General features: G+C 71.0%; 11 protein-coding genes and 1 riboswitch. Of the genes, 6 read left to right on the top strand and 5 right to left on the bottom strand.

Features of this window, described 5'->3' with window-relative positions; translation table 11 throughout:
- The first annotated feature begins 69 nt into the window (after window positions 1-69).
- The 3 genes from H570_RS0100205 (at window position 70) to btuB (ending at window position 3,516) form a co-directional block, all read left to right on the top strand.
- Entirely contained in the window at window positions 70-552 is a 483-nt protein-coding gene (locus H570_RS0100205; RefSeq protein ID WP_027079002.1) for a GAF domain-containing protein, read from the top strand.
- A gap of 117 nt (window positions 553-669) precedes the next feature.
- On the top strand, window positions 670-1,041 hold the full coding sequence (locus tag H570_RS15630; RefSeq protein WP_084499634.1) for a TfoX/Sxy family protein: 372 nt from the start codon (window positions 670-672) through the stop codon (window positions 1,039-1,041).
- 106 nt (window positions 1,042-1,147) lie between these two features.
- A riboswitch (cobalamin riboswitch) is annotated at window positions 1,148-1,395 on the top strand.
- A gap of 225 nt (window positions 1,396-1,620) precedes the next feature.
- The gene (gene btuB / locus H570_RS0100195; protein ID WP_027079001.1) at window positions 1,621-3,516 is read left to right on the top strand and encodes a TonB-dependent vitamin B12 receptor; all 1,896 of its coding nucleotides are present in this window, start codon (window positions 1,621-1,623) and stop codon (window positions 3,514-3,516) included.
- A gap of 155 nt (window positions 3,517-3,671) precedes the next feature.
- Here the strand turns inward: btuB and dinB are convergent, their stop codons facing one another.
- The 4 genes from dinB to H570_RS0100175 form a co-directional block, all read right to left on the bottom strand.
- Entirely contained in the window at window positions 3,672-4,778 is a 1,107-nt protein-coding gene (gene dinB, locus H570_RS0100190; RefSeq protein ID WP_027079000.1) for a DNA polymerase IV, read from the bottom strand.
- A 489-nt stretch (window positions 4,779-5,267) separates the two neighbouring features.
- A complete protein-coding gene (locus H570_RS0100185) occupies window positions 5,268-7,967 on the bottom strand; it encodes a bifunctional acetate--CoA ligase family protein/GNAT family N-acetyltransferase (protein WP_027078999.1) in 2,700 nt (899 codons plus the stop codon).
- A 204-nt stretch (window positions 7,968-8,171) separates the two neighbouring features.
- A complete protein-coding gene (locus H570_RS0100180) occupies window positions 8,172-8,924 on the bottom strand; it encodes an anti-sigma factor family protein (RefSeq protein ID WP_027078998.1) in 753 nt (250 codons plus the stop codon).
- Window positions 8,921-9,430 (bottom strand): sigma-70 family RNA polymerase sigma factor, encoded by a 510-nt coding sequence (locus H570_RS0100175; RefSeq protein ID WP_027078997.1) that lies wholly within the window; start codon window positions 9,428-9,430, stop codon window positions 8,921-8,923. Before H570_RS0100175 ends, H570_RS0100180 begins: the two co-directional genes overlap by 4 nt.
- Window positions 9,431-9,601: 171 nt before the next feature.
- Here H570_RS0100175 and H570_RS0100170 point away from each other — a divergent pair, with 171 nt between their 5' ends.
- The 3 genes from H570_RS0100170 (at window position 9,602) to H570_RS15625 (ending at window position 12,006) form a co-directional block, all read left to right on the top strand.
- Complete coding sequence (locus H570_RS0100170; protein WP_084499549.1) at window positions 9,602-10,735, top strand: catalase family peroxidase; 1,134 nt, start codon at window positions 9,602-9,604, stop codon at window positions 10,733-10,735.
- On the top strand, window positions 10,732-11,283 hold the full coding sequence (locus H570_RS0100165) for a cytochrome b (RefSeq protein WP_027078995.1): 552 nt from the start codon (window positions 10,732-10,734) through the stop codon (window positions 11,281-11,283). Before H570_RS0100170 ends, H570_RS0100165 begins: the two co-directional genes overlap by 4 nt.
- Window positions 11,284-11,403: 120 nt before the next feature.
- Complete coding sequence (locus H570_RS15625) at window positions 11,404-12,006, top strand: NADPH-dependent FMN reductase (RefSeq protein WP_051175923.1); 603 nt, start codon at window positions 11,404-11,406, stop codon at window positions 12,004-12,006.
- A 58-nt stretch (window positions 12,007-12,064) separates the two neighbouring features.
- Here the strand turns inward: H570_RS15625 and H570_RS0100155 are convergent.
- Window positions 12,065-12,394: IS3 family transposase (locus H570_RS0100155; RefSeq protein ID WP_027078994.1), on the bottom strand; the 330-nt coding region annotated here is incomplete at its 5' end.

The following is a 12,394-nucleotide window of genomic DNA, read 5'->3' as shown; positions in this document are numbered from 1 at the left end:
CGGACCGGGATCGCCGCAACCGCCGCGCGCATGCGCGGTGAAAATGTCGGCGCTGCTAGACTGCTGCACATGTTCACGACGCACAGTTTAAGCGGCGACAAGGCCGAGCAGTACGCACAGCTCTCCCGGCAGGCGGAGGCGCTGGTCGCCGGCGAGCACGACCGCATCGCCAACGCCGCCAACCTGTCGGCGCTGGTTTACCACGCACTGCCGCGGCTCAACTGGGTCGGCTTCTACTTCTTCGACGGCCACGAGCTGGTCGTCGGCCCGTTCCAGGGCCTGCCCGCATGCATCCGGATCCCGCTCGACAAGGGCGTGTGCGGCGCGGCGGCCCGCAGCGGCGATACCCAGCGCGTGCCGGACGTCAACGCCTTCGAAGGCCACGTCGCCTGCGACTCGGCCTCACGCTCGGAACTGGTGGTGCCGCTGTTCCGCAACGATGCGCTGGTGGGCGTATTCGACCTCGACAGTCCGGATCTGGACCGTTTCGACGTTACAGACCAGAGGGGACTCGAAGAACTCGCACGGATCTACGTGCGATCACTGGGATAGCAAACCAATGAAGCTGCGCATGATCGGGCGGAACACCGCCACACCCACGCGGCATGGCCATGGACTTCCATGCAGGTCGAACCGGCGCGCCGCCGCGCCGCACGCGGGCGCGAGCCCATGAGCACGCCGCCGCTGAAGATGCGCAACATCGGCCCGAAAAGCGCCGCGTGGCTGCGCCAGGTGGGCCTGCACACGGCCGAGGACCTTGCCGCCGCCGGCCCCGTGGACGCCTTCATGCGCGTCAGGCGCGCCGGCTTCAAGCCCAGCCTCAACCTGCTCTATGCGCTGGAAGGCGCGCTGTGCGATTGCCACTGGCAGGAAGTCCCCGACGAACGCCGCGCCCAGCTGGTCGAACAGGCCGAGGCCGCGACCGCGCTGCTGCCGCCGCCGCGCAATCGACCTGCCGCCTCGCCCGTCACCACCACCGTGATGATGCAGGAAGACGACCCGATGCCGTCGATGCGGCTGTTCGACGAAACCGACGACTGACCGCGGGATCCACGCACGAGCCGGGATTCGGGATTCGGGGAAGCTGCCATCGGCGGGCGCATTGCGACGACCGCCTGCCGCCGCGCGCACCCGGCCGCCATGACGTACAATCGCCCCGCTTCGCGGTGACCCGGCGGCATCCGCCAACGGGTTGAAACGGGAAGCCGGTGACGTCCACCGCGTGCCAGCACGCGCCACGACCATTCCGGCACTGCCCCCGCAACGGTAAGCGAGTCGCGCCAACGCATCCGCCACTGTCCAGGCCCGCAACGGGTCCGCACGGGAAGGCGCCGCGGCCGGAGTTGAACACTCCCACTCGCCAGTCCGGAGACCGGCCACGAAGCAGGGGTCCCTCGACCCCGTCCGATTGCGATGCGGAGGGCATCGCGGCGGCGATGCCGGCGCGTGCCCCACGCCTGCTCCGCAGCCACCATCCTCCCACTGCAAACGGATGCGGGTGCTTCGCAGGCCGGCACGTGCACGCGTGCAACTGCTCGGCTCCCGCGCGGGCCCGTGCATGCCGTACGGGCTTCCACACTTGTTTCGCGTGCGTGGGTGCGCGCGAAGGAGAAGCGTCCAATGCAGTCCCGAATCCTCGCGCTGGCCGTCGCCGGCATCCTGTCCGCACCGTCGCTCGCCGTCGCCGAAGGCGCCGCCGCCACCGACCTCGACGAAGTCGTGGTCACCGCCACGCGCACCGAAGTGGCACTGGCCGACAGCCTGTTCCCGGCCCAGGTCATCGACCACGACGAGATCGTGCGCAGCCAGGCGCGCAGCCTGACCGACCTGCTGCGCGGCCGCGCCGGCATCGACATCGGCAACCAGGGCGGGCCGGGCAAGCTGAGCAACGTGTTCATGCGCGGCGCCGAGGCCGACCAGGTGCTGGTGCTGGTCGACGGGGTGCGCGTGGGCTCGGTCAGTGCCGGGCTGGCCGCGTTCCAGGACCTGCCGGTCGACCAGATCAACCGCATCGAGATCGTGCGCGGCCCGCGTTCGAGCCTGTACGGCTCGGAGGCGATCGGCGGCGTGATCCAGATCTTCACCCGCCGCGACGACGGTGCATTCTCGCCGCGCATGCGCGCCGGGATCGGCAGCCATGGCCTGCGCGAAGCGAGCGCCGGCATCGGCGGCGGCGGCGAGCGCGGCTGGTTCGGCGCGGACGTCGCCTACCAGCGCACCGACGGCATCAATGCCTGCCGCGGCACGGCTTCCGCGCCGGGCGCGCCGTTCGGCGCCGGTTGCTTCGCCGACGAACCCGACCGCGACGGTTACCGCAACAGCTCGGTCAACCTGCGCGGCGGCGTGCGGCTGGGCGAGACGCTGGAACTGCAGGGCAACGCGCTGCGCGCCGAGTCGCGCAACGAGTTCGACGGCAGCTTCCAGAACCTCGCCGAGAACGTGCAGCAGGTCCTCGGTGCGAAGCTGGCCTGGACGCCGACCGACCGCATCGACATCACCACGCAACTCGGCCGCAACGACGACCGCTCCGAGAATTTCCTCGACGACCACGCCGGCAGCCGGGTCGACACCGGCCATTTCTACACCAGCCGCGAGACCGCCTCGCTGCAGGCCGATTTCGCCGTCGATGCACGCAACCTGCTCAGCGCCGGCGCCGACTGGCAGCACGATGCGGTGGAAAGCAATACCGCGTTCGACGTCACCGAGCGCGACAACACCGGCGTGTTCCTCGAATACCAGGGCAAGTTCGGCGCGCACCGGCTGCAGGCCAGCGTGCGCAACGACGACAACGAGCAGTTCGGCAGCCACACCACCGGCGGCATCGGCTACGGGCTGGCCTTCGGCGACGACTACCGCCTCACCGCGAACTACGCCACCGGCTTCAAGGCGCCGACCTTCAACGACCTGTACTACCCGTTCTTCGGCAAGCCCGACCTGCGTCCCGAGGAATCGAAGGGATACAACGTCGGCATCGCGCAATACGCGCAGCGCTACAGCTGGACACTCAATGCGTACGAGACCCGCATCGACGACCTGATCTCCTACGACTCGTCGATCTTCCTGCCCAACAACATCGATCAGGCGCGGATTCGCGGCGTCGAGCTGACGTTCGACACCACGCTGGCCGGGTGGGACCTGTCCGCCCAGCTCAGCCACACCGATCCGCGCAACCAGACCCGGCACAACCCCGACGGCAGCGACAACGCGAACCGCGGCAACCTGCTGGCACGCCGCGCGCGCAACACCGGGCGCGTCGACGTCGACCGGGCGTTCGGCAAGTTCGCCTTCGGCGCCAGCCTCAAGGGCGCCGGCCACCGCTTCGACGATGCCGCCAACGCCGTCCGCCTGGGCGGCTACGCGACGTTCGACCTGCGCGCCTCGTACGCCTTCCATCCGGACTGGACGCTGGAGGCGCGCGTGGACAACGCGTTCGACCGCGATTACGAAACCGTCGCCTGGTACAACCAGCCCGGCCGCGAATACGGCCTGAGCCTGCGCTGGGCGCCGGCGCGCTGACACCCGCGCTCCTTGCAGGAGCGGCTTCAGTCGCGAGTTTTTGATTTTCGCTGCTGTAGGAGCGGTGGAAGCCGCGATGGCTTTCCCGGTCAAGCATCGCGGCTTCCGCCGCTCCTACAACGTCCAGGCCCAGGAGCTCGCGGCTGAAGCCGCTCCTACAGGGACTCGGGGCGGCCGGTCGAATCCGGCGAACGCTCCCCGTCGTCGAACAGGCTGCCCTGGCCGTCGGCCTCCCCGCGTTCGCGGAATCCCGATACGCCGACACCCACCAGCCGGTAACGCGTCGACGGCGGCAGGTCGATGCGGTCGCGCAGCGACAGCGCGATCGAGGTCAGTTCCTCCAGCGACGCCGGCGGGACTTCCGGGGTGAAGCTGCGGGTCAGGATCCGGAATTGCGCGGTCTTGAGCTTCAGCACCACGGTGCGGCCGACGCGCTGCGTCCTGCGCGTCGCCAGCCAGGTCTTCTCGGCGAGGCGGCGGATGTCGCCTTCGAATTCGTACAGCTGCAGGTCGCGCTCGAACGTGTCCTCGGCCGAGATCGATTGCACCGGCTGGTCCGGCTGCACCGGACGTTCGTCGATGCCGCGGGCGCGCAGGTGCAGGCGGCGGCCGAAGGTGCCGAAGCGCAGCTGCAGCTCCTCGGCGCTGAACGCGCGCAGGTCGCCGACGGTGGCGACGCCGAGCTCGGCCAGCTTCTTCTCCATCACCTTGCCCACCCCGGGGATCTTCGCCACCGGCAGCGGCGTGAGGAAGGCCTCGACCTGCGACGGGCGGACCACGAACATGCCGTCGGGCTTGTTCCAGTCCGAGGCGATCTTGGCGATGAACTTGTTCGGCGCGACGCCAGCCGACGCGGTGAGCGCGGTCTCCTCGCGGATCTGCGCGCGGATCGCCTGCGCGGTCGCGGTGGCGCTGGGCGAGGGAATCTTCGGTTCGGTGACATCGAGGTAGGCCTCGTCGAGCGACAGCGGTTCGACGAGATCCGTGTGGCGCAGGAAGATCGCCCGCACCTGCCGCGACACCGCCTTGTAGCGCGTGAAGTCCGGCGGCACGAACACCGCGTCCGGGCACAACCGCTCGGCGCGCACCGCCGGCATCGCCGACCGCACCCCGAACACCCGCGCCTCGTAGCTGGCCGCGCACACCACCGAGCGCGCGCCGCGCCAGGCCACCACCACCGGCCGCCCGCGCAGCGACGGATCGTCGCGCTGCTCGACCGACGCGTAGAACGCGTCCATGTCGACGTGGAGGATCTTGCGCATGCGCCGATTATCCCGCAGCAGCCGGAGAACCGCCTTCTGTAGGAGTGGCTCCAGCAGCTAACTTCTGGCCCGGCCGTCGAGAAGCTCGCAGTTCAAGCCCACCGTCACCACCGATCCTGACCTTGCCGTTGCCGTTGCCGTTGCCGTTGCCGTTGCCGTTGGCGTTGACGTTGCACCTCCGGGGCCCCTCCGAAGCGGCGGAGTCGGCGGGTAAAACCCGCAGGGCGCCGCACAAGGACGTGCGGCGTTTTTCGCAGGGGCAGGAGGCCCGTTCGAAAAATTCCCGCCGGCGCCGCGGACCCGGTGCGCAGCACCGGGCGCGCAGGCGGGGTGTGTTTCTTTGGGTCACGTTTCTTTGCACAAGCAAAGAAAGGTGACTCGCGCCGTCACGGCGCGAAACGCCTTCAGATTTAGACGGGTCATCGCCAGCGACTGAAAAGAACAGTGGCCCCACGGAATCCCGCGCACCTCTCTCCCGCGCACGCCAGCCTACGGGCCATCGCCCACCGGCAGCGTCACCAGCATCACCATCGCATCATCGGGATCCGGCACCACGTCAAACCCAAGGTGCCGGCACATCGACAGCATCGTGCTGTTCTCGCGCAGCACCTGGCCTTCGATGAGGTTGAGGCCGAGCCAGTGCGCGACCTCGATCATCGCCTCCATCAGCTGCCAGCCGATGCCGGCTCCCTTGAGGTCGGAGCGCACCATGATCCCGTACTCGCCGCGGTCGAAGTTCGCGTCGGCCAGCAGGCGCACCGCGCCGAGCATCTCGCCGCTGGCGGTGTCGATGGCCACCAGCGCCATCGAGCGCGCGTAGTCGAGCTGCACCAGCCGGGCGATGAAGTCGTGGCTGAAATCGCGCACCGCGCGGAAGAAGCGCAGGCGCAGGTCCTCCGCGCTCACCCGGGCGAAGAACGCCCTGAACATCGCGTCATCTTCCGGCCGGACCGGGCGCACGAACGCCTCGCGTCCGTCGGCGAGGGTGATGTTGCGCTCCCATTCCTTCGGATACGGCAGGATCGCGAAGCGCGGATGGCCGCGGCCGCGATGCAGCTGCCGCGACGGCGCCACCGCTACCCGCGCATCGAGCGCAACCACGCCGTCGGCATCGACCAGCAGCGGGTTGATGTCCAGCTCGCGCAGCGCCGGGATGTCCGCCGCCAGCTGCGCCAGCTTGACCAGCACCAGCGCCAGCGCGTCCTCGTCGGCCGCAGGCACGTCGCGATAGGCCTTGAGGATGCGCGACACGCGGGTGCGGCCGACCAGTTCCTTCGCCAGGCGCAGGTCCAGCGGCGGCAGCGCCAGCGCCTTGTCGTCGATCACCTCCACCGCGGTGCCGCCGCGGCCGAACACGATCACCGGGCCGAAGACGGCATCGTCGGCGATGCCCGCGATCACCTCGCGCGCCTTGGGCCGCTGCACCATTGGCTGCACCAGCACGCCGTCGATGCGCGCGCCTGGCCGGCGTGCACGCGCGCGACGCACGATGTCTTCGGCAGCCTCGCGCACGGCATCGGCATTGCCCAGGTTCAGCCGCACGCCGTCGACGTCGGACTTGTGCATGACGTCGGGCGACAGCAGCTTCACCGCGACCGCGCCGCCCGCTTCGAGCAGCGGCGCGGCGATGCGCGCCGCTTCATCGGCATCGCGCGCGGGCAGCGACGGCACGAAGGCGATGCCGTAGGCGGCGAACAGGCGCGCCACCGCCCCGGGCTGCAGCCATTCCTCCCCGTTCGCCAGCGCCTCGGCGACCACCGCCTGCGCGGCGGCACCGTCGACGACGAAATCCTGCGGCAGGCTCGGCGGCGTCTCCATCAGTGCCTGCTGCGCCTCGCGGTGGCGCACCAGGTACATGAAGCCGCGCACCGCCTCGGCCTCGGTGGCGTAGGTCGGCACGCCGGCGTCGTTGAGCGTCGACAAGGCCTGCGCGTCGCCGCCCATCCACACCGCCAGGGTCGGCTTGCGCGCGCCGCCTCCCGCCTGCGCCTGCAGCGCGCGGACCACCGCGTCGGCAGTGTCCTGCGGCTGCGACAGCGCCGTGGGCACGTGCATGGCCAGCACCGCGTCGTTGTCGGGATCGGCGAGCAGGGCCTGCATGCCGGCGAAGTAGCGCTCGCCGTCGGCGTCGCCGAGCATGTCGACTGGATTGCTCCGCGACCAACCGCGCGGGTACGCATGGTCGAGCGTTTCGATCGTGGGTTGCGACAACGTCGCCGGCACGCCGCCCAGGTCCATCAGCCGGTCCAGCGCCAGCATCCCGGTGCCGGCACCGTTGGTCAGCAGCGCGAGCCGCTTGCCCGGCACGTTGCCCAGGTGCGAGAGCGTTTCGGCCGCGGCGAACAGTTCGTCCAGCCCATGCACGCGCAGCAGGCCGGCGCGGCGGAAGGCGGCGTCGTAGGTCGCATCGGGCGTGGCGAGGCGCGCGATGTGGGTTTGCGCATCGGCCGGGGCGCGGACGTGGCGCCCGGGCTTGACCACCACCACCGGCTTGCCGCGTGCCGCCGCACGTGCGGCCGAGAGGAACTTGCGCGCGTCGCGCACGTGTTCGAGGTACAGCAGGATCGCGCGGGTGTGGCGGTCGACGGCGAAGTAATCGAGCAGGTCGGCGAAGTCGACGTCGATCGCGTCGCCCAGCGCCACCACCGCCGAGAAACCGATGCCGCGCGGGCGCGCCCACTCCAGCACCCCCGCCGCCACCGCGCCGGACTGCGAGACCAGCGCCAGGTCGCCCGCCAGCGGCCGGTGTGCGGCGAAGCTGGCGAACAGGCTGGCGTGCGGCGCGATCACGCCCAGGCAGTTGGGCCCCACGATCCGCAGCCCGTGCGCACGCGCCACGGCCTGCAGCGCCTCGTTGTGCGAACCGGCGCCCGCGCCCATGCCGCGGGTCAGCACGATCGCCGCCCTGGCACCGGCGTCGACCGCGGCCTGCGCCACTGCCGCCACGTCCTGCGGTGGCGCGGCGATCACCACCAGTTCCGGCGCGAACCCCAACGCATCGAGCCGCGGCGCGGCCGCCATGCCGTCGATGTCGCGGTAGTGCGGGTTGACCAGCCCGACCGGCCCGGCGAACCCGCCTTCGCGCAGTTGCTGCAGGACCAGCCGCCCGAGCGAGCGCTCGCGCGGACTGGCGCCGACCACCGCCACCGAGGCGGGAGCGAACACGGACTGGAGTGCGTAGGTGCTCATCGGACTCCCGCGGCTGGGCGAGCCGCAGACCTTAGCACCTGGAAAACCGGACGCACCTCAAAGGCGCTCCCGGCGATCGCAGGGCAACCCGTCAAGGCGGCTCCCGCACGCATCGACCTGCCTCTTGCGCTGGCTAGCTGGGGACGCGCCGCTTGCGCCGCACGCGGATCGCCCGAACAACCGGGTGCAGCGCCGGGGGCCGCGTCACACCGCCGGCGGGATCGCCTGCTGCACCGCCAGCGTGCGCGGATCGTCGGCGCGCCCCACCACCGCGAAGCCGTAGCCGTTGCGGTACCAGTATCGCAGCGCCAGGCCGTCGTTGAGGCGGCTGCCGCGCGCATCGGCGAAGCGCGTGCTCGGGCGCACGTAGAAGCTGATCCGCCGGCCTTCGACGTCCTGGTACATCAGCATCGCCGCGGCGCCGTCGGGGGTGGCAAGCATGCGCCCGCCAAGCAGGGTGAAGCCGTAGGACTGCAGGTCCGGCAGCGACATCGGCCGGCCGAGCCGCGCCGACAGCCACGCCTGCAGTTCCGGCCCGCGACTGGCATCCATCTCGACCGGGCGGGTGCGGTCGGTGGCGAAGATGCGGTAGGCGGTAACCGCATCGTCCATCGGCGGCGCAGCGGCCGCGACGCGCATGGTCTTCGCCTGCCAGCCGCCCATGCCACCAAGGCCGAGCGCCAGCACCAGCGACGCGCACAGCGCGAGCCGGCGCTGCGTCCGCGCGCGACGCGTGCGCCGGATCGACGCCGGATCCAGTCGCGCCTGCGGTGGCAGCGACAGGCCGCCGGCGAGCGCCGCGCGCAGGCCGGCCGCATCGCGCTGCCACTGCGCCACGCGCGCGGCCAGCGCGGGCTGCGCGGCCAGGCAGGCCTCCACGTCGCGACGCCGCGCCTCGTCCAGCTGGCCGTCGACGTAGGCCTGCAGGGTGTCGTCATCGGGCATCGTGTCGTTCATCCGATCCTCCGCAGCCGGGCGCCGCCGGGTTCGTCGCCGGTGAGCTTGCGATACGCGGCCCGGGCGCGCGAGAGCCGCGACATCACCGTGCCGACCGGCACGCCCAGCGCCTGCGCGGCCTCCCGGTATTCGAGTCCTTCCACCACCACCAGCAGCAGCACCGCGCGATGATCGATGGCCAGCGCATCGAACGCTTCCAGCGACGATCGCGCCACGAACGCGTCCTCCGCCGACGGCGCCGCGCCCGGTTCGCCGCCGAAGGCCGCGAGCACGCGACGCCAGCGGCCCGCGCGCCGGCGCTGGTCGATGAACTGCCGGTGCAGGATCGCGAACAGCCAGGCTTTCATGCTGGAATCGCCGCGCCGCGTGGCCCAGCGCGAGAGCGCGCGCTCCAGGCAGGCCTGCACCAGGTCGTCGGCGTCGCTGGCGTCGCGCGCCAGCCACAGCGCGAAGCGCCGCAGCGACGGCAGCAGCGCGTGCAGTTCGTCGTCGTCGACGGTCGTCATGGCGTTATTCGTCCTGGCCGCACGCGGGGGCTCCTCCACTGGTCACAGGGTACGACGCGCGGCAGCGGCGTTTATTCCCCGCGCGCGAATCGCGCCTGCAAACCAGCGCTCGATGGAATAAGCCGGCGCCCGCGGCGTCCCACTGCCATCGAACACCACGCAGGAGCCACGATGCCGCTTTCCTCCCCTTCCCCGCAGTCGCTGCGCCGCCTGTGGCGTCGGCGGCGCCGGGTGATCACCGGCCTGGGCGCGATCGCGCTCACAGTCGGCATCCTCGCGCTGGCCTTCGCCTGGACCGCCGGCTGGCTGACGCCCTCGCGCCTGTCGGGCGCGGATGTCGCCGACGTGCTGGAACGCCACAACGGCGAGCACCCCGGCTTCCGCCGCGCACACGAGAAGGGCGTGTGCGTCGTCGGCTATTTCGACAGCAACGGCCGCGGCCAGGCGCTGTCGAAGGCGGCGGTGTTCGCGCCCGGGCGCACGCCGGTGTTCGGCCGCTTCGCGCTGGCCGTCGGCTCTCCTTACGCGCCCGACGGCGTGCCTGCGCCGCGCAGCCTGGCGCTGGACTTCAGCGCCGCCGACGGCAGCACCTGGCGCACGGCGATGAACAGCGTGCCGCTGTTCCCGGTCGGCAACGTGCGCGATTTCGTCGCGCTGCAGCGCGCGACCACGCCCGATCCGATGACCGGCAAGCCCGACCCGGCCAGGGTCGCCGCATTCATGGCCGCGCACCCGGAAACCCGCGCCTTCAACGCGCTGATGGCCTCGCGGCCGATCGCCTCGAGCTTTGCCAACGACGGCTACCACTCGATCAATGCGTTCCGCTTCATCGACGCCGGCGGCACGGCGCGCGCGGTGCGCTGGTCGATGCTGCCCGAGGCGGCGTTCTCCGCGCTCGACCGCGGCCGCTTCGATGCGATGAACGCGCGCGACCGCGATTTCCTGTTCAACGACCTGTTCGCGCGCCTGCGCCGGGAACCGCAGCGCTGGCACCTGGTGGTCACGCTGGCCGCCGCCGGCGACCGCACCGACAACGCCACCGTGCAGTGGCCGGCGTCCCGTGAGCGCATCGATGTCGGCACGCTGGTGATCGAGCGCGCGCTGCCCGAGGCGGCCGGCCCGTGCCGTGACGTCACCTTCGATCCGCTGGTGCTGCCGCCGGGCATCGCCGCTTCCGACGATCCGCTGCTGAGCGCCCGCTCGGCCGTCTACGCGGCTTCGCTGCGACGGCGCTCGGGCGAAGGGCCGCATCCCGGCGCACCGGGCAGCGCGCCCGCCACCCTCCCGCAGGAGTCGCAGCGATGAGCACGCCAGTCCCCCTGTTCCACGCCCGCGCGCGCCTGCTGCACTGGATGATGGCGCCGCTGGTGGTCGCGATGCTGTTCATCGGCATCGGCATGCTGTCCACCACCTCGTCCGCGTACGCGCTGCTGCTGGCGATCCACAAGCCGCTGGGCGTCGCGATCCTCGTGCTGGTGCTGCTGCGCATCCACACCCGCCTCCGCCATCCGCCGCCGCCGCTGCCCGCCGACCTCCCCCGCCTGCAGCGGCGCGCGGCCACCCTCTCCCACTGGCTGCTGTACGCGCTGCTGCTGCTGATGCCCGTCAGCGGCTGGGCAATGCTGTCGGCGGCGGGCTATCCGGTCACGCTGTTGGCCGGGATCCGCCTGCCGCCGATCGCGCCGCACGATGCAGGGCTGTTCGCGTGGCTGCGCGGCGCGCACCACTGGCTGGCGCTGCTGCTGTTCGCCACGTTCCTGCTGCACCTGGCCGCGGCCCTGTTCCATGCCCTTGTCCGGCGCGACGGCGTGCTGGCGAGCATGGCGCCGTGGCTTGGCCGCAGGCGACGCTGACCTCGGTCGCATCGCACCCCGCCCCGCCCGGCGGCGAGCCGGGCCCGTCGCGCGGCAATGATGTCAAGATCGTGCCAGGCCGCGCACGACGCGCGGCCACCGGCACGCGGGAATTCATCCATGGCCAACATCGTCGGACTGTGCGGCAGCCTGCGACGCGATTCGTTCAACGCCGCCCTGCTGCGCGCTGCCGCAGCGCGGGTGCCGGACGGCAGCCACGTCGACGCGCGCACGCTGCACGGCGTGCCGCTCTACGACGGCGACGTGGAAGCGGCCGAGGGCATCCCGCCTGCGGTCGCCGCGCTGAAGGACGCTGTCGCCGCGGCCGACGGCCTGCTGATGGTGACCCCCGAGTACAACAACAGCCTGCCGGGCGTGTTCAAGAATGCGATCGACTGGATGTCGCGCCCGGCCACGGACATCGCCCGGGTGTTCGGCGGCAAGCCGGTCGCGGTGATCGGTGCTTCGCCCGGCGGTTTCGGCACCCAGCTGGGCCAGAACGCGTGGCTGCCGGTGCTGCGCACGCTGGGCGCCGCGCCCTGGTTCGAAGGCCGGCTGATGGTGGCGCGCGCCGGACAGGTGTTCGACGCCGACGGCCGCATCGTCGACCCCGGCATCGAAGACCGCCTGCGCGCCTTCGTCGCCGGCTTCTGCGCGCACGTCGATCGTGTGGCCGGCTGGACTGCTGCCGGTTCCGTGGACACCATCCTAAGCTATCTGTAGTTGCTGCTCGTACTGCGCGGGGCTGATGTGGACTGCTGCCGGTTCCGTGGACACCATCCTAAGCTATCTGTAGTTGCTGCTCGTACTGCGCGGGGCTGATGTAACCCAAGGTCGAATGACGACGACGGGTGTTGTAGAACCGCTCGATGTAATCAAACACATCGGCCTTGGCTTCGTCGCGGGTGCGATAGACCTTGCGATCGGTGCGCTCGGCCTTCAGCGACTTGAAGAAGCTCTCCATCGCCGAGTTGTCCCAGCAGTTGCCCGCCCGGCTCATGCTGCAGGTGATTCCCATCTCGTCGAGCAGGCGCTGGAACTGGTCGCTGGTGTACTGGCTGCCGCGGTCGGAATGGTGCATTACCGCTTCGGGCCGACCACGGCGCCAGAC

Origin of the sequence: Luteimonas mephitis DSM 12574 (genome assembly GCF_000422305.1) — a bacterium.
GTDB lineage: Bacteria > Pseudomonadota > Gammaproteobacteria > Xanthomonadales > Xanthomonadaceae > Luteimonas > Luteimonas mephitis.
This window is presented reverse-complemented; position numbering and strand designations above follow the sequence as displayed.